Origin of the sequence: Bacillus sp. FSL E2-8900 (assembly GCF_037966225.1) — a bacterium.
In the GTDB taxonomy this organism is placed as follows: domain Bacteria; phylum Bacillota; class Bacilli; order Bacillales; family Bacillaceae_G; genus Bacillus_A; species Bacillus_A cereus.
Genome location: NZ_CP150193.1, coordinates 3,530,065 through 3,547,740 on the forward strand (window position 1 = coordinate 3,530,065; position 17,676 = coordinate 3,547,740).

Below are 17,676 nucleotides of genomic sequence, written 5' to 3' on the forward strand. Positions count from 1 at the left end.
CCTTTGCTAAATTTGTTCCATCACAAACCGTCTTGTGGCCGCATCAATTTCCAAAATTTCCTCTAAGCTCGGTCGTGCAATGACATTGTGATGGTTCATTGCTTTTTCAATGAGGTCTTCCACTGTTAAGAAACCAATTCTCTTTTGTAAAAAGGCTTCAACAGCTACTTCATTCGCTGCGTTCATTACAGCTGGCATACTTCCACCTGCTTTTCCAGCTTCATACGCAAAACGTAAACAACGGAATCGTTCTTGGTCCATTTTCTCAAAATGCAACGTCCCTATTTCCCATAAGTTTAACTGTTTTGTGTCTGAAAGAGGCAATCTATCAGGATATGTAAGTGCGTATTGAATTGGTACTCGCATATCAGGTGAACCAAGCTGCGCCATTACACTACGATCTTCAAATTCAACCATAGAATGGATAATACTTTCTTTATGTAAAACAACATCGATTTGCTCATAAGGGATACCAAAAAGCCAATGTGCTTCAATTACTTCTAGTCCCTTATTCATCATTGTAGCAGAATCAATTGTAATTTTCGAACCCATTGACCAGTTTGGATGTCGAAGCGCATCTTCTACGGTCACATGATGCAATTCATCCCTCGTTTTATCACGGAAACTTCCACCAGAAGCCGTTATAATAAGACGAGAAATTCTTTTTTCATTTTCACCATTCAAGCACTGAAAAATAGCCGAATGTTCACTATCTACTGGAAGTAACGAAACATTATGTTTTCGTGCTGCTTCCATTACAAGATGTCCTGCAGTTACTAACGTTTCTTTATTTGCAATTCCAATTGTTTTTTTCGCCTCAATTGCACGAAGTGTTGGTAACAACCCTACGCTACCTACAACAGCATTTACTACAATCTCCGCATCTGGATGTAATGCTACTTCTAAAAGCCCTTCACTACCATATACAATTTTTGTATTACCAGAAACAGATTGTAATTTTAAAACATCTTCCTCTCTTTGCACAGAGACGATTTGCGGAGAAAATTCTTGAATTACCTTTACTGCGTAGTCAATATTTTTCCCTACAGAAAAAGCAACGAGACGGAATTGGTCTGGGTGCGAGCGTAATACATCTAAAGTTTGTGTACCAATTGATCCGCTTGCACCTAATAAACTAATGTTTTTCATGACTCCAACCCCTCGTTCATTTATTAATTGTATTGTAATAAGAAGTAGAGAATTGGTAAAACGAATAACCAACTATCTGTTCGGTCTAATATACCACCATGTCCAGGTAAAATTGTACCTGAATCTTTTACGCCATAATGACGTTTAAAAGCAGATTGTACTAAATCACCAATTTGTCCAAAAATAGAAATGATAATTGTCAGCACAATTAAAATTACTACATTCGATTCGACTGGGAAGAACACGTTGTAAACAAGTGCCACAATAATTCCACAAACGATGCCGCCTAATGAACCTTCAATCGTTTTATTTGGACTAATTTCTGGCCACAATTTTCTCTTGCCCAATGCTTTTCCTACGAAATATGCGCCTGAATCAGTAGCCCATATAACAAATAATGCGCAAAATACATATTTAATTCCTAATATTCTCGTTTCATTTAAATATAAGAATCCCATTGCCACATATGTCGTTGCCATCAGTAAAAATGAAGCATTATCAAAAGTAAATGTATTCTTAGAAAGGACTGTATATGATAAAAGTAATAAAACAATCACAAATGTGATTTCCAATTTACCTAATCCAATCCATGTAAACAGTTTTGATGCACTACTTGGAATTAAAAGAATCCACAATAATACTGCAGCTAAAACTGTCGGTACTGAAATAAGCGTAAGCTTATTCATACGAATTAATTCATATAAACCTATAGAAGCAAGTGCATACACTAAAACCGTAAAAGGCACGCCACCGTATATTACGATGGGAATGAATAGCGCGGCAGCAACCACTCCAGTAATAATTCTCTGTTTCACTACCAAACCCTCTCTTTCTACACGCCTCCGAATCTGCGCCCTCTATGTTGAAAGTCAGTAATCGCATTTAGCAAATGTTCTTCTTTGAAGTCTGGCCAATACACGTCTGTAAACCAAAACTCCGAATATGCAATTTGCCATAACATGAAATTACTAATACGTAGCTCTCCGCTTGTTCGGATTAACAACTCTGGATCAGGTAAAGAACTCGTCATTAAGTAGGAGGAAAGCATTTCTTCACTTACCTCTTCAGAACGAATTTTTCCTTCCTCATTATCTTTCATCATATGTTGCACAGCAGAAACGATTTCATCTCGACTTCCATAGTTTAACGCGAAATTAAGAATTAATCCCGTATTCTCTTTCGTATCTTCCATGGCTTTCTCCATCGCTCTGCGTGTATGCGTAGGAAGACGATCTTTTTGCCCTATTACTCGGACTTGTACGTTTTCTTCAATCAATTCTGGTAAAAATGTACCTAGAAATTCTTCTGGAAGCTTCATTAAATAATCAACTTCCTTTTTCGGTCTTTTCCAGTTCTCAGTTGAAAAAGCATAGAGAGTTAACACTTTCACATTAAGTTTACTTGCAAATTTTGTAATTTTCTTTACAACTTGCATACCTTCATGATGTCCCGCAATACGAGGCATTGCTCTCCTCTTTGCCCATCTTCCATTCCCATCCATAATGATGGCAATATGTTCTGGGATATATCCTTTTTTCACTTCTTCAACGAGATGATCAAACGATGTGTCCTTTTTACCTTTAAAAAAAGGAAAGTTTTTAAACATCATTCATACCCTCCAGCAAGCAGACGTATGCCTAAAAGTGTAAAAAGACCCCCTTAAGAAGAGGGTCATATTTGCGAAGTTATCGCTATTACACTTCCATGATTTCTTTTTCTTTGTTTTTTGCGATTTCGTCAACTTTTGCAATATATTTATCTGTTTCTTTTTGGATATCTTCAGTATATCCTCTTAAATCATCTTCTGTAATCTCGCCAGCTTTTTCAAGCTTCTTAAGATCATCATTTCCGTCACGACGTACGTTACGAACAGCAACTTTTGCTTCTTCAGCATATTTTTTCACAACTTTTACAAGATCACGACGACGCTCTTCTGTTAGTGCAGGAAATGCAATACGAATTACAGTTCCATCATTAGAAGGGTTTAAGCCTAAATCTGCTTTTAAAATTGCTTTTTCAATATCACCGATAGAAGTTTTATCATAAGGTTGAATTACTAGTAAACGTGCTTCTGGAACTGTAATGTTCGCTAATTGCACAACTGGTGTTGGTGCACCGTAGTAATCAACTTGTACCTTATCTAATACAGACGCGTTTGCACGGCCAGCACGAACTGTTGCTAATTCACGAGAATAAGCAGCAACTGCTTTTTCCATTTTTTCATTTGAAGACTTCAATACTTGTTGTCCCATATTTATTTCCCCCTTACCACTGTTCCGATATTTTCGCCTAAAACGGCACGTTTAATATTACCTTTTTCCATAACTGAGAATACAATTAATGGAATATCATTATCCATACATAGAGAAGAAGCTGTAGAATCCATTACACCTAAACCTTCTTTTAATACATCTAAGTAAGTAAGCGTTTCGTATTTTGTAGCTGTTGGATCAATAGATGGATCCGCATTATATACACCATCTACATTGTTTTTCGCCATTAAAATTACATCTGCTTCAATTTCTGCCGCACGTAATGCTGCTGTTGTATCTGTAGAGAAGTATGGGTTACCTGTACCTGCTGCAAAGATAACAACACGTTTTTTCTCTAAGTGACGAACTGCTTTACGACGAATGTAAGGTTCTGCAACTTGACGCATCTCAATTGAAGTTTGTACACGAGTTTGAATTCCGATATTCTCCAAGCTATCTTGAAGAGCTAATGAATTCATAACTGTCGCTAACATGCCCATGTAATCTGCCCCTGCACGATCCATGCCCATTTCACTTCCAATTTTTCCACGCCAAATGTTACCGCCACCAACAACAACAGCAACCTCTACATCAAGTTCTGCAATTTCTTTTACTTGTTCCGCAACTGACTTAATAACAGTTGGGTTAATTCCAAATCCTTGCTCTCCAGCTAAAGCTTCTCCACTTAGCTTTAAAACGACACGATTATATTTCGGTTTACTCATAATGAACCTCCAATTGCTTACATCTTTATTTTAAAAAAGGGAACACAATGTGTTCCCTAATCTGTATTAGTTACTACCTTTTACTTGGTTCATTACTTCTTCAGCAAAGTTGTCTTCGCGTTTTTCGATACCTTCACCAACAGCGTAGCGAACGAATCCTTTTAATGTTCCGCCTTTAGACTCAACGAATTGACGAACTTTCATATCAGGGTTTTTAACGAATGCTTGGTCAAGTAAGCAAATCTCTTCGAAGAATTTGCCTAGACGGCCTTCAACCATTTTCGCAACGATTTTCTCAGGCTTGCCTTCGTTTAATGCTTGTTGTGTTAATACTTGACGCTCATGCTCAACTTCTTCAGCTGTTACAGCATCGCGGTCGATGTATTTAGGGTTAACTGCAGCGATGTGCATTGCAACATCTTTAGCAGCAGCTTCATCAGTAGAACCTTCAAGAACTGTTAATACACCAATGCGTCCACCCATGTGTAGGTAAGCGCCGAATGCATCTGCATCAGTTTTTGATACGATTTCGAAACGACGAAGTGTAAGTTTTTCACCAATTTTAGCGATTGCTTCGTTGATGTGCTCTTCAACTTTTTTACCGTTTTCCATTGTTTGAGCCATAGCTTCTTCAACGTTAGCTGGTTTGTTAGTTAATAAGTGAGCAGCTAATTCTTTAATTAGTGTTTGGAAACCTTCGTTTTTCGCAACGAAATCAGTTTCAGAGTTTAATTCTAAGATTAAAGCGTCGTTACCGTTTGTTTCGATGAAAGTTAAACCTTCAGCAGCAATGCGGTCTGCTTTTTTAGCAGCTTTCGCAATACCTTTTTCACGTAAGAAGTCAATTGCCTTCTCCATGTCGCCGTTAGTTTCTGTTAAAGCTTTTTTGCAGTCCATCATACCTGCGCCAGTTTTTTCACGTAATTCTTTTACCATTTGAGCAGTGATTGCCATACTTTTCATCCTCCTAAAATATGTATTTATACCTTTTATAAAGGTGTTTATACCTTAAAAAAGGTGATAAAAGGCCGAACCCCTTATCACCTTTCCAACTTTGTTACGCAGTAACAGTTTCTTCACCTTGTTTTGCTTCAAGGATCGCGTCTGCCATTTTAGATGTAAGAAGTTTTACAGCACGAATTGCATCATCGTTTGCTGGGATAACGTGATCGATTTCGTCTGGATCACAGTTTGTATCAACGATACCGATGATTGGAATGTGTAATTTGCGTGCTTCAGCAACTGCAATACGCTCTTTACGAGGGTCTACTACGAATAATGCACTTGGAAGACCTTTCATATCTTTAATACCGCCTAAGAATTTCTCAAGACGCTCTAACTCTTTTTTAAGTTGAACAACTTCTTTCTTAGGAAGTACTTCGAAAGTACCATCTTCTTGCATTCTTTCGATGTCTTTAAGACGCTTGATACGCTTTTGGATTGTTTGGAAGTTTGTTAAAGTTCCACCTAACCAACGTTGGTTAACGAAGTACATACCAGCACGAGTTGCTTCTTCTTTAATAGCTTCTTGTGCTTGTTTTTTAGTACCTACGAATAAGATGTCTCCGCCTTCAGCAGCGATGTCGCGCATCGTTCTGTAAGCTTCCTCAACTTTTTTCACAGTTTTTTGTAAGTCGATGATGTAGATACCGTTACGCTCTGTGAAAATGTAACGCTTCATTTTTGGGTTCCAACGACGAGTTTGATGTCCGAAATGAACACCAGCTTCAAGCAATTGCTTCATAGAAATTACTGACATAATATAGTTCCTCCTAAATGGTTTTTGATATCCTCCGTTTACTTCATCTCTAAGCGAAACTACAAACGTAGCACCAACACTTAAATCAGTAAACGTGTGTACTTTGTACTGACACCACTGCTTACTATATCATACTGAAATATTACAATCAAGTCGAAAATGCGAACAATGTAAAACTTTCTTTGTTCATACTCGAATTCTAGTATTACCAACCTTCTTTTCTTTTAAGCAAAAAAGTAAATACAATTAATAGTTTTCCCAGAAAAAACGCTTATGACACTTTTCACAAGCATCTTCTATCCATTGCACAAAAAAACTCTCCTCAATTGAGGAGAGTTTTTTATAAATTAGTTTGTTTTTAATTTAGCAAGTTCTTGTAGAAACTTGTCGTTTAGCACTTTAATGTATGTTCCTTTCATACCTAAAGAGCGAGACTCAATAACACCAGCACTTTCTAATTTACGTAGTGCATTTACGATTACAGAGCGAGTAATTCCTACGCGATCAGCAATTTTACTTGCAACAAGTAAACCTTCTGTTCCATTTAATTCTTCGAAGATATGCTCAATTGCTTCTAACTCACTGTAAGATAATGAGCTGATTGCCATTTGAACAACAGCTTTACTACGCGCTTCCTCTTCGATTTCTTCTGCTTTTTCACGTAAGATTTCCATACCTACAACAGTTGAGCTGTACTCAGCAAGGATTAAATCATCATCTAAGAACTCTTGACCAAGACGAGCTAATACTAATGTACCTAGACGCTCACCGCCACCAACGATTGGTACGATTGTAGTTAAACCTTGACCGAATAATTCTCTGTTTTCTACTGGGAATGCTGTGTAAGCACTGTTCACATCTAAGTTTGAAGATGTTTCTGTAATGTTGAATAAGCTTTGTGTATATTCTTCTGGGAATTGACGTTCTGCAAGCATTTGCTTCATGCGTTCGTTTTCGATTTGTTGGTGAATTGCATAACCTAGTAATTTACCACGACGGCTAACTACGAATACGTTTGCTTCGATTACTTCACACATTGTGTCAGACATTTCTCTAAAGTTTACAGGCTTCCCTGCTGCGCTCTGTAATAACGCATTTAATTTTCTCGTTTTTGCTAATAATTCCATTTCAAAAGTTCCTCCTACATGTTACTCACATATTTTTTCATCACTTGGAAACTAGGGCGAGTCACCTGATGACACTATTACAAAATAAACTGGCTCACATCTTTATTTTTAGCAATTGTTGCTAATTTCTCCTCAACGTATTGAGGTGTTATCGTTATTTTCTCTAACGTAATTTCAGATGCTTCAAACGATAAATCTTCAAGGAGCTTCTCCATAATCGTATGAAGTCTTCTTGCTCCAATATTATCTGTATCCTGATTAACTTGATAAGCAATCTCAGCAATCTTACGAATAGCTTCGTCTGAAAATTCAATTTCTATACCTTCAGTCGCTAATAATGCCATATATTGTTTAATTAACGCATTGTCAGGCTCGATTAATATTTTAACAAAATCGTCTGTCGATAATTTTGTTAATTCTACTCGAATCGGAAATCTCCCTTGCAATTCCGGAATTAAATCCGACGGTTTAGACATATGGAACGCTCCAGCTGCAACGAATAAAATATAATCCGTTTTTACTGATCCGTATTTTGTCGCAACATTCGACCCTTCTACAATTGGCAGAATGTCACGTTGCACACCTTCACGTGATACATCTACGCTATTCGACTGCTTACCAGCAATTTTGTCAATTTCATCGATAAAAATAATCCCGAGCTGTTCAGCACGATAAACAGCCTCTTGTGTAACTTCATCCATATCAATTAAGCGCTGTGCCTCTTCATTTGTCAAGAGTTTTCTTGCTTCTTTTACAGAAAGTTTACGTTTTTTCGTTTTTTTCGGCATAAAACTTCCTAGCGCATCTTGGAAATTCATTCCCATTTGTTCCATGCCAGTTCCTTGTAACATATCAAACATGGAAGACTGTTGTTCAGTCACTTCAATCGATACAATTTCTTCTTCAAGAAGCCCTGCAGCAAGCTTTCTCTCCACATCTTGACGTTTCTTTTCGATTTCAACATCTTCTTGTGTATCAGACGTTTGATTCGAATTTTGAGCGCCTCCAAAAAGCATCTCTAATGGATTTTTGAATCCAGATTGCTTCTCCGGACTCGGCACTAAAATTTCAACAAGACGTTGATTCGCTTGCTCTTCTGCTTTATCTTGAACTTTCACTACCATTTCTTCTTTTACGATACGAACCGATGTTTCCACCAAGTCACGTACCATCGACTCTACATCTCTACCCACATATCCAACTTCTGTGAATTTTGTAGCCTCAACCTTAATAAAAGGTGCTCCAACGAGTTTCGCCATTCGTCGTGCTACCTCTGTTTTCCCAACACCTGTCGGTCCAATCATTAAAATATTTTTAGGTGCAATTTCGTCACGTAAATTTTCAGCTAATTTACTGCGGCGATATCGATTTCTCAACGCTACAGCAACCGCTTTCTTTGCGTCTTTTTGACCGATGATGTATTGATCTAATTTTTCCACAATTTGGCGCGGAGTAAAATGTAAATGCATATAAAATGCCTCCCTTACGATTCTACAATTCTTCAACAATTATGTTGTGATTCGTATAAACACAAATATCGCCAGCAATCTCTAAACTCGCTTTCGCAATTTGCTTCGCTGTTAAGTGTTCACTTGCATATTGCTTTAAAGCACGACCTGCAGAAAGTGCATAATTCCCACCAGATCCAATTGCTAAAATACCATCATCCGGTTCAATCACTTCTCCTGTACCTGAAACAAGGAGCATAGTTGTTTTATCCATGACAATGAGCATCGCTTCTAGCTGACGTAACATTTTATCGCCACGCCATTGTTTTGCCATTTCAACAGCAGCACGCTGCAAGTTGCCATTATACTCTTCTAATTTCCCTTCAAACATTTCAAAAAGAGTAAATGCGTCAGCAACTGATCCTGCGAAACCAGCTAAAACTTTACCTTGGAAAAGTTTACGAACTTTACGAGCTGTATGTTTCATTACAACAGCATTTCCCATTGTCACTTGGCCATCTCCAGCCATTGCACATTCTCCATTATGATGAACTGCAAATATCGTTGTAGCGTGGAAATTTCCCATAGAAAAAACTCCTTTATTTGTTTTTATAGCTTTTAAAGCAATTTATGCCCGCGGGTGATGCTTCATGTAAACAGAACGCAATCTTTCTTTAGAGACATGCGTATAAATTTGTGTCGTCGACAAATTTTCATGGCCTAATAGCTCCTGTACAGTACGTAAATCCGCCCCTTCATCTAGCATATGTGTAGCAAATGTATGCCTTAACATATGGGGACTTATCCGCATTGTCAGCGAAGCCTTTTTAATGAGTTCATTTAAAACATAACGAACCCCACGACTTGTTAGCGGTGTACCTTTCGCATTTAAAAATACCATATGAGAATCTTCGTCAGTCTTATTAACTAACTGTTTTCTCCCATTCTCTATATAAGTAATTAAAGAATCTTGCGCATAGCTTCCGAACGGAATATACCTTTGTTTTTTTCCTTTTCCCATTACTAAAATTGTTCCCACCGCAAAGTCAATATCGGTAAGTTGTAAATTGACACATTCACTCACACGGATCCCAGTCGCATACATCAACTCTAATAAAGCTTGATTCCTTTGGCCTAATGGCGTTTCCGTGTCAGAAACTTCAAATAATTCCTCTAACTCTTCAGCATATAAAAACTTTGGGATTGACAATTCTTTTTTGGGGAGTGACGCAAGTGCAAACGGATTATCCTTTCGATAACCTTCACGCATCAAAAAACGATATAAACTTCGTAAGCTTGATACTTTTCTTGCGACAGATTTACGGGCTAACTTTTCATCGTGCAACGTCGTTAAGTACAAACGAACATCCGCGTATGTAACGTCTAAAAAAGAGGATATGCCTTCTCGTTCCATAAATTGCACAAAATGTTCTAAATCATTTTGATAACTTGCAATTGTATATTTTGAATAATTTCTTTCAATTTGTAAATATCCAACGAATAATTGTAACAATTTCTTCACATTCACACAACTCACCTCAATAAAGGCTACTAAATCGTATCACAACTTAGTAGCCTTTGCAAGAAATTTAACTAAATATTTACAAAATTTCGAATCGTTTCTAAAGCGCGTGCTGCGTACGCTTCATTTCGTTCTGCTTTCTTTTTAATCTTCTTCTCTAACGGTGCAAATAGACCGAAGTTCGCATTCATCGGCTGGAAGTTTTTAGCGTTCGTTGCCGTAATGTAATTTGCCATGCTACCCATCGCAGTTACTGGCGGTAATACAACTGGCTCTTCACCTTGCACAAGACGCGCAGCATTAATTCCTGCTAATAATCCTGATGCTGCTGATTCAACATATCCCTCTACTCCAGTCATTTGACCAGCGAAGAATAAATCATCACGTTGTTTATATTGATATGTTGGACGAAGCAAATTAGGTGAATTAATAAACGTATTACGATGCATTACACCATAACGTACAATCTCTGCATTTTCCAATCCCGGAATTAACTGTAGCACTTCTTTTTGCGGTCCCCACTTTAAATGAGTTTGGAAACCTACGATATTGTATAAAGTTCCCGCTGCATCATCTTGACGTAACTGAACAACAGCATATGGCGTTTTCCCTGTTTTTGGATCTTCCAATCCAACAGGTTTCATAGGTCCAAATACTAACGTCTGTCTCCCTCTACTTGCCATAACTTCTACTGGCATACAACCTTCAAAGAAAATTTCTTTTTCAAACTCTTTTAAAGGCACTGTCTCAGCAGCAATTAGAGCCTCATAAAAACGATCAAACTCTTCTTCTGTCATTGGGCAATTTAAATATGCAGCTTCACCTTTGTCATAACGCGATTTTAAATATACTTTATTCATGTCAATACTGTCTTTTTCTACGATTGGGGCTGCAGCATCATAGAAGTAGAAATAATCTTCTCCTGTTAATTCTTTCAATTTTGCAGAAAGATCAGGAGATGTTAATGGACCTGTAGCAATAATTGTCGGTCCCTCTGGAATATCTGTAATTTCTTCATTCATTACAGTTACATTTGGATGGTTCTTTACGTATTCTGTTACTTTAGCTGCGAACTCATGACGATCTACAGCTAAAGCACCTCCAGCTGGTACAGAGCACTCATCCGCCGCACGAATAATTACAGAATCCATTAAGCGCATTTCCTCTTTAATAACTCCAACTGCATTTGTTAAAGTGTTTGCACGAAGTGAGTTACTACATACTAATTCAGCGAATTTATCTGTGTGATGAGCTGGCGTTTGCCTTACCGGTCTCATTTCATATAATCTAACTTGGACACCACGTTTTGCAATTTGGTAAGCCGCTTCACTTCCTGCAAGACCTGCGCCAATGACGTTTACTACTTGTGTTGTCATTTATATCACCTTTCCTTTTCTTCCCGAAAAAAATGTGAGCAGTTACGCTCACATTTGTTGTTCTTCTTCATAATCGCACGAAATACATTGTACTTGCACGCCTTTTTTCAACTTTTTCTCTACAAGCATGCCTTCGCACTTCGGACACTTACGACCAATTGGCTTATCCCAAGATACAAAGTCGCATTCCGGATACGTACCGCACCCATAGAAAAGACGTTTCTTTTTATTACTACGGCGTTCAATAATTTGACCCTTATCACACTTTGGACAAGTAACACCGATTTCTTTCACAATCGGCTTTGTATTACGACAATCTGGGAAATTCGAGCAAGCCATAAATTTCCCGTATTTACCCATTTTAAAGACCATTGGGTGATTACATAATTCACAATCTTCCCCAGCTGGTTCATCTTTAATTTCCACTTCACGCATTTCTTTTTCCGCTTTTTCTAAACGCGGTTCAAAACCTACGTAGAAATCATCAACAATTTTTACCCAATTCGCATTTCCTTCTTCTACTTCATCAAGGCTTTGCTCCATATTGGCAGTAAATTCAATGTTAATAATTTCTGGGAAAAACTCTAAAATAAGTTCAATTACTATTTCACCAAGTTCAGTCGGAACGAAGCGTTTATTATCCAAACCTACATACCCACGCTTTTGAATTGTTTCAAGTGTAGGTACATATGTTGACGGTCTTCCAATTCCAAGTTCTTCAAGTGTTCTTACTAGGCGAGCCTCTGTATAGCGCGGAGGAGGTTGTGTAAAATGTTGCTTTGGTTCTAAATCCTTTGAAAATACAGTTTCCCCTACTTCTAAAGGTGGCAACATCTTATCCTTTTCTTCAGCACCATCATCTTTTGACTCTACATACACTTTCATAAATCCTGGGAACTTTACAACCGATCCACTTGCACGGAACTGAACATTGTTATTAATGAGTCTCGCTGTCACAGTATCCATTATAGCAGACGCCATTTGACTTGCAACAAATCGCTCCCAAATCAATTTATATAATCGAAGTTGATCACGACCTAAGAAACTTTTTAGTTCCTCTGGCTTTCTCATTACTGAAGTAGGACGAATTGCCTCATGCGCATCTTGTGCATTTGACTTTTTCGTTTCTTGCTTCTTTTCTGTTCCTATGTATTCCGTACCATACGCTTCAGTGATGTAAGTACGAGCCTCTGTTTGAGCTGTTTCTGAGATACGTGTTGAATCAGTTCTCATATACGTAATAAGACCTACAGTTCCTTGTTTTCCAAGATCTATCCCTTCATACAATTGCTGTGCAAGCATCATTGTTTTCTTTGCTCGCATGTTTAACTTACGTGCTGCTTCTTGTTGCAAGGAAGATGTTGTAAACGGTAATGCAGGATTACGTTTTCGCTCTTTGCGCGTTACATTTTCAACTGAAAACGCATTGTCTTTCATCTGTTCAATTATTTCATTCACTTGCGTTTCATTTGTTAATTGAACTTTTTCACCATCTACACCGTAAAAGCTTGCTTCAAATGTGTCTTTTCCTTTTACAAATTCTGTTTTAATTGTCCAGAATTCTTCAGGTTCAAAGTTTTGAATTTCCCTTTCACGCTCGATGATTAAACGAACTGCTACAGATTGTACACGTCCTGCACTTAATCCTTTTTTTACTTTCTTCCATAATAAAGGACTAATATTGTAACCAACAAGACGATCAAGTATACGTCTTGCTTGTTGTGCATCCACTAAATCCATATTAATTGCACGAGGATGTTTAAATGATTCTTTGATTGCATCTTTCGTAATCTCATTAAACACAACCCGACAATCTGATTCAACGTCCACATTTAACGTATTCGCTAAATGCCAAGCAATTGCTTCCCCTTCACGGTCTGGATCGGCCGCGAGATAGACTTTCTTTGCTTTTTTCGCCGCTGATTTTAAATCTTTTAAGACGGGACCTTTACCACGAATGGTAATATACTTCGGGGTGAAGTTGTTCTTTACTTCTATCCCCATTTGACTTTTTGGCAAATCGCGAACATGTCCCATAGACGCGACAACTTTGTATTTTTTCCCTAAATATTTCTCAATGGTCTTCGCCTTAGAAGGCGACTCCACGATTACGAGGTAATCTGACATGCTAGTGCCTCCTTAAGAGGTGGATTCAAGTCTTCATTAATCTTATTGATTTCTCTTGTTTTTGTCAATCAAGAATGAATATACCATACAGTGCCAATCTACCATTTGTCAATAATTGTTTAATAAAAACATAAAAATATAAGGTTAATTTAAAATCTCTTCCAAGATATCTTCTGCATTTCTTACTAGTTTTGCTCCTTGCTGAATAAGATGATTCGTTCCCGATGCCCCCTCTATAAATATAGGTCCAGGAAGCGCAAACACCTCTCTATTTTGCTCTAACGCAAGGTCTGCAGTAATAAGTGTTCCACTTCTCGATTTCGCTTCTACAACTAAAACACCTTTACTTATACCACTAATAATCCGGTTCCTTTTTGGAAAATACCACTTTTTCGGTGCATAGTGCGGCGGATACTCTGTCAATAACAATATATATTCCTTCCACATTTCATATAAATGTCTATTTTCTTTCGGATACATAAAAGACAATCCATGCCCTAATATCGCAATAGTCGGGCGATGATGCCTTACTGTAATCTCATGAGACATTGTATCTATCCCTTTTGCAAACCCACTGACAATAAGCCACTCTCTTTCTAATAAAGGGTGTAAAATAAACTTCAAACTCTCATGACCATATAATGATGGTTCTCTCGTTCCAACAACTGCTAATTTATTTACTTTATTCAGGAAATCTTTCTCTCCTTTTCCATATAAAACGAAGGGAGGGTCTTGTATTTCACGTAATAATTGCGGATAATCTTCATCCCATATCGTTATATAAAAAATACGATTTCTCTCTAAATAAGATATATATTGCGGAAGATTTGAACTTTGAAGAAATTTTACTAGTTCTGAAGATTTTTTCGAGGATATTCCAGTGTAGTGTTCCATTTGTTTTTCGTTAAATTTATATATGTTCTTTAATTCTGGATCGACATATAGTAGCCTCTCCATCGCCTTCCAATAATCTGCTAGCAAGTAATGAAGATGTAATAATCTCTCTCTTTTCATCTTGATTCTCCTTACCCATAATTTTTATTATGTAAACAGAAAAAAGTGTAAAAAGACACCCTCAAGTAAGAAGGTGTCTTTCAACAGATTAATAGTTTTTACAAGTCTCAAATAAACCTTTTTCTTTTAAAACAGAGATTAGCGTTTCTCCCATAACTGCTGGAGTTTCAGCTACTTTAATGCCACAAGCTTCCATTGTTTTAATCTTTTCAGCAGCAGTTCCTTTACCGCCAGAAATGATTGCACCAGCATGGCCCATACGTTTGCCAGCAGGCGCTGTTTGACCACCAATGAAGCCTACAACAGGTTTTGTCATATTAGCTTTTACCCATTCAGCTGCCTCTTCTTCTGCTGTACCGCCGATTTCACCAATCATAATTACAGCATGTGTTTCTTCATCTTCATTAAATGCTTTTAACGCATCAATAAAGTCTGTACCGTTAACAGGGTCTCCGCCGATACCTACAGCAGTAGATTGGCCAATACCTTCTTGTGTTAACTGATGTACAGCTTCATAAGTTAATGTACCAGAGCGAGATACGATACCAACATGACCTTTTTTATGAATATATCCTGGCATAATACCAATCTTACATTCATCTGGTGTGATTACACCTGGGCAGTTTGGTCCAAGTAAACGTGTATGTTTACCCGCCATATATCTCTTTACGTTTACCATATCTAATACAGGAATCCCTTCAGTAATACATACTACTAAATCAATTTCTGCATCAACAGCTTCCATAATTGCATCTGCCGCAAAAGCGGGTGGAACGTATACAACTGAAGCGTTTGCGCCTGTTGCTTTCACTGCATCTTCTACTGTATCAAATACTGGTACACCTTCAATATCAGTGCCGCCCTTACCTGGTGTTACACCACCGACAATTTTCGTACCGTATTCAATCATTTGTTTTGTATGGAATAAACCTTGAGAACCTGTAATACCTTGAACAATAACTTTTGTATCTTTATTAACTAATACGCTCATTTTTCTCCCCCGCTTTCTATTAGCCCACTAGTGAAACAATTTTTTGTGCACCGTCTGCCATAGATTCTGCTGCAACAATATTTAAGCCAGACTCATTTAAAATTTTCTTACCTAGTTCTACGTTTGTGCCTTCAAGACGTACAACTAAAGGTAACTCAAGACCTACTTGTTTCGTTGCTTCAATAACACCTTCTGCAATAACATCACACTTCATAATGCCACCAAAAATGTTAACGAAGATACCTTTTACATTTTTGTCAGAAAGGATAATTTTGAATGCTTCTGTAACTTTTTCTGCAGTTGCACCGCCACCAACATCTAAGAAGTTAGCTGGGTCACCGTGGTAATGTTTAATGATATCCATTGTAGCCATCGCTAAACCTGCACCATTAACCATACAACCGATATTTCCATCTAAAGGAATGTAGTTTAAGTCGTATTTTGAAGCTTCAATTTCTTTTGAATCCTCTTCATCAAGATCACGAAGCTCTAAAATGTCTTTATGGCGATATAACGCATTAGAATCAAAGTTTAATTTTGCATCTAATGCCATAACTTTACCTTCGCCTGTTGTAACAAGTGGGTTAATCTCAGCGATAGAGCAATCTTTTTCGATAAACGCACGATATAAGCCCATCATAAACTTCACAGCTTGTCCTACAAGCTCTTTTGGAATATTGATGTTAAATGCAATTCGGCGCGCTTGGAAACCTTGCAAGCCTACTGCTGGATCAATATATTCTTTAAAGATTTTTTCAGGTGTTTTTTCTGCTACTTCTTCAATTTCTGTTCCGCCTTCTTCAGACGCCATTAAAACAACTTGAGAAGTTGCACGATCTAAAACTAGACCTACATAATATTCTTTTTTAATATCGCAACCTTCTTCGATAAGTAAGCGTTTTACTTCCTTACCTTCAGGACCTGTTTGATGTGTCACAAGTGTAGTTCCTAAAATGCTTTCTGCATATGTACGAACTTCATCTAAATTTTTTGCAACTTTTACTCCGCCAGCTTTGCCGCGTCCACCAGCGTGAATTTGTGCTTTCACTACACATACATCTGTTCCTAATTCTTTCGCTGCTTCTACAGCTTCTTCTACTGTAAATGCAACCTTCCCGTTCGGAACGCTAACCCCATAGCTTCTAAGGACTGCCTTACCTTGGTACTCATGGATATTCATGGTCCCATCCTCCCCTGTTTTCCTGTTTTACTCGAAAAGTTTTTTAATGTTTAAAAAACATTACATTGCCATTGTATAAGATGATTGGCACGCTGTCTACAATAAAGTGTCAGAAAACTGAAATCGCTTTATTCTTTTTCGAAAATAGTAATGTTTATATGCCAAAATAAAAAAATAAGCTGTATATTTACAGCTTATTTTTGAATCATATCTTTAATTGGTGCGAATGACTTGCGGTGTTCATCTAGTACTCCATGCACTTCAATTGCCTCTAAATGTTGCTTTGTGCCATATCCCATATGTTGCTCAAATCCATATTCAGGATACTTCTCTCCCAGTTCTTTCATCATACGATCTCTCGTTACTTTTGCTATAATGGATGCTGCTGAAATCGAAACACTTTTCGCATCACCTTTAATAATTGATGTTTGCGGAATTGGTGTAGGAAGCTTCATCGCATCAATTAATAAATGTTGGGGTGTACAAGATAAATTTGCAACTGCATCTAACATCGCTTGTTTCGTTGCTTGGTAAATATTAATATCATCAATAACTTGCGGTGATACAATTCCTACTCCAATTGCAATTGCTTGTACTTTTATTTCATCATAAAAACGCTCACGTTTCGCTTCACTCAACTTTTTCGAGTCATTTAACCCTGGAATATAAAAATCCTCAGGAAGAACGACAGCTGCCGTCACAACAGGCCCAGCCAATGGCCCACGCCCTACTTCATCAATACCCGCGATATATGTGACCCCTTTTTCACGCAAAGCATTTTCATACTTGGACATTTCAAAAAACTTCTCTTTTTCTTTCTGTTCTAACTCTTTTTGTTTATACCACTTCAAAACGAGCTTTTGAACACCTTTTCGATCATCTTTCATTAACAGTTGAAAGCGATCATCTTCTTCATTCATAATTTCTTTCAATACATTTTCCGCTTCTTTTATCGTCATAGTTTGCATTTATACAAGCTCCTTTTTAAACATATCCAAAAAGAAAA

The 17,676-nt window shown here is 37.6% G+C and carries 17 protein-coding genes; all 17 read right to left on the reverse strand.

Annotated elements, in window-relative coordinates:
- Positions 1-6: 6 nt before the first annotated feature.
- Positions 7-1,149 (reverse strand): 1-deoxy-D-xylulose-5-phosphate reductoisomerase, encoded by a 1,143-nt coding sequence (gene dxr, locus NST90_RS17910; RefSeq protein WP_000790373.1) that lies wholly within the window; start codon positions 1,147-1,149, stop codon positions 7-9.
- 23 nt (positions 1,150-1,172) lie between these two features.
- Positions 1,173-1,964, reverse strand: a complete 792-nt coding sequence (gene cdsA / locus NST90_RS17915) for a phosphatidate cytidylyltransferase (protein WP_000813594.1) — start codon at positions 1,962-1,964, stop codon at positions 1,173-1,175.
- Positions 1,965-1,981: 17 nt separating this feature from the next.
- The gene (gene uppS, locus NST90_RS17920) at positions 1,982-2,758 is read right to left on the reverse strand and encodes an isoprenyl transferase (protein ID WP_000971296.1); all 777 of its coding nucleotides are present in this window, start codon (positions 2,756-2,758) and stop codon (positions 1,982-1,984) included.
- Between the two features lie 85 nt (positions 2,759-2,843).
- Complete coding sequence (gene frr / locus NST90_RS17925) at positions 2,844-3,401, reverse strand: ribosome recycling factor (protein WP_000531501.1); 558 nt, start codon at positions 3,399-3,401, stop codon at positions 2,844-2,846.
- Between the two features lie 2 nt (positions 3,402-3,403).
- Positions 3,404-4,126 (reverse strand): UMP kinase, encoded by a 723-nt coding sequence (pyrH, locus tag NST90_RS17930; protein WP_000042668.1) that lies wholly within the window; start codon positions 4,124-4,126, stop codon positions 3,404-3,406.
- A gap of 66 nt (positions 4,127-4,192) precedes the next feature.
- On the reverse strand, positions 4,193-5,080 hold the full coding sequence (gene tsf / locus NST90_RS17935; protein WP_001018578.1) for a translation elongation factor Ts: 888 nt from the start codon (positions 5,078-5,080) through the stop codon (positions 4,193-4,195).
- A gap of 103 nt (positions 5,081-5,183) precedes the next feature.
- A complete protein-coding gene (gene rpsB / locus NST90_RS17940) occupies positions 5,184-5,885 on the reverse strand; it encodes a 30S ribosomal protein S2 (protein WP_000111485.1) in 702 nt (233 codons plus the stop codon).
- A 347-nt stretch (positions 5,886-6,232) separates the two neighbouring features.
- The gene (gene codY, locus NST90_RS17945; protein ID WP_000421290.1) at positions 6,233-7,012 is read right to left on the reverse strand and encodes a GTP-sensing pleiotropic transcriptional regulator CodY; all 780 of its coding nucleotides are present in this window, start codon (positions 7,010-7,012) and stop codon (positions 6,233-6,235) included.
- Positions 7,013-7,089: 77 nt separating this feature from the next.
- A complete protein-coding gene (hslU, locus tag NST90_RS17950) occupies positions 7,090-8,481 on the reverse strand; it encodes an ATP-dependent protease ATPase subunit HslU (protein ID WP_000550078.1) in 1,392 nt (463 codons plus the stop codon).
- A gap of 22 nt (positions 8,482-8,503) precedes the next feature.
- On the reverse strand, positions 8,504-9,046 hold the full coding sequence (gene hslV, locus NST90_RS17955) for an ATP-dependent protease proteolytic subunit HslV (protein WP_000526272.1): 543 nt from the start codon (positions 9,044-9,046) through the stop codon (positions 8,504-8,506).
- A gap of 42 nt (positions 9,047-9,088) precedes the next feature.
- On the reverse strand, positions 9,089-9,988 hold the full coding sequence (gene xerC / locus NST90_RS17960; protein ID WP_001101243.1) for a tyrosine recombinase XerC: 900 nt from the start codon (positions 9,986-9,988) through the stop codon (positions 9,089-9,091).
- Between the two features lie 65 nt (positions 9,989-10,053).
- The gene (trmFO, locus tag NST90_RS17965) at positions 10,054-11,358 is read right to left on the reverse strand and encodes an FADH(2)-oxidizing methylenetetrahydrofolate--tRNA-(uracil(54)-C(5))-methyltransferase TrmFO (protein ID WP_000213002.1); all 1,305 of its coding nucleotides are present in this window, start codon (positions 11,356-11,358) and stop codon (positions 10,054-10,056) included.
- A 48-nt stretch (positions 11,359-11,406) separates the two neighbouring features.
- Positions 11,407-13,485, reverse strand: a complete 2,079-nt coding sequence (gene topA, locus NST90_RS17970) for a type I DNA topoisomerase (RefSeq protein WP_283748073.1) — start codon at positions 13,483-13,485, stop codon at positions 11,407-11,409.
- Positions 13,486-13,629: 144 nt separating this feature from the next.
- Positions 13,630-14,499 carry a DNA-processing protein DprA gene (gene dprA, locus NST90_RS17975; protein WP_000818043.1) on the reverse strand — a complete coding sequence of 290 codons (870 nt, stop codon included), beginning with the start codon at positions 14,497-14,499 and terminating at the stop codon, positions 13,630-13,632.
- An 88-nt stretch (positions 14,500-14,587) separates the two neighbouring features.
- Positions 14,588-15,490, reverse strand: a complete 903-nt coding sequence (gene sucD / locus NST90_RS17980; RefSeq protein WP_000115178.1) for a succinate--CoA ligase subunit alpha — start codon at positions 15,488-15,490, stop codon at positions 14,588-14,590.
- Between the two features lie 19 nt (positions 15,491-15,509).
- Positions 15,510-16,670, reverse strand: coding sequence for an ADP-forming succinate--CoA ligase subunit beta (gene sucC / locus NST90_RS17985; RefSeq protein WP_001020791.1), 1,161 nt, complete (start codon positions 16,668-16,670; stop codon positions 15,510-15,512).
- Between the two features lie 194 nt (positions 16,671-16,864).
- A complete protein-coding gene (locus NST90_RS17990; RefSeq protein WP_001194265.1) occupies positions 16,865-17,638 on the reverse strand; it encodes a ribonuclease HII in 774 nt (257 codons plus the stop codon).
- Positions 17,639-17,676 lie beyond the last annotated feature (38 nt).

Coding starts and splice junctions, on each gene's coding strand:
- uppS (WP_000971296.1), bottom strand. CDS start 2,758: ATGATGTTTAAAAACTTTCCTTTTTTTAAAGGTAAAAAGGACACATCG.
- dxr (WP_000790373.1), bottom strand. CDS start 1,149: ATGAAAAACATTAGTTTATTAGGTGCAAGCGGATCAATTGGTACACAA.
- NST90_RS17990 (WP_001194265.1), bottom strand. CDS start 17,638: ATGCAAACTATGACGATAAAAGAAGCGGAAAATGTATTGAAAGAAATT.
- codY (WP_000421290.1), bottom strand. CDS start 7,012: ATGGAATTATTAGCAAAAACGAGAAAATTAAATGCGTTATTACAGAGC.
- frr (WP_000531501.1), bottom strand. CDS start 3,401: ATGGGACAACAAGTATTGAAGTCTTCAAATGAAAAAATGGAAAAAGCA.
- pyrH (WP_000042668.1), bottom strand. CDS start 4,126: ATGAGTAAACCGAAATATAATCGTGTCGTTTTAAAGCTAAGTGGAGAA.
- tsf (WP_001018578.1), bottom strand. CDS start 5,080: ATGGCAATCACTGCTCAAATGGTAAAAGAATTACGTGAAAAAACTGGC.
- trmFO (WP_000213002.1), bottom strand. CDS start 11,358: ATGACAACACAAGTAGTAAACGTCATTGGCGCAGGTCTTGCAGGAAGT.
- hslV (WP_000526272.1), bottom strand. CDS start 9,046: ATGGGAAATTTCCACGCTACAACGATATTTGCAGTTCATCATAATGGA.
- rpsB (WP_000111485.1), bottom strand. CDS start 5,885: ATGTCAGTAATTTCTATGAAGCAATTGCTTGAAGCTGGTGTTCATTTC.
- sucC (WP_001020791.1), bottom strand. CDS start 16,670: ATGAATATCCATGAGTACCAAGGTAAGGCAGTCCTTAGAAGCTATGGG.
- topA (WP_283748073.1), bottom strand. CDS start 13,485: ATGTCAGATTACCTCGTAATCGTGGAGTCGCCTTCTAAGGCGAAGACC.
- dprA (WP_000818043.1), bottom strand. CDS start 14,499: ATGAAAAGAGAGAGATTATTACATCTTCATTACTTGCTAGCAGATTAT.
- hslU (WP_000550078.1), bottom strand. CDS start 8,481: ATGCATTTACATTTTACTCCGCGCCAAATTGTGGAAAAATTAGATCAA.
- sucD (WP_000115178.1), bottom strand. CDS start 15,490: ATGAGCGTATTAGTTAATAAAGATACAAAAGTTATTGTTCAAGGTATT.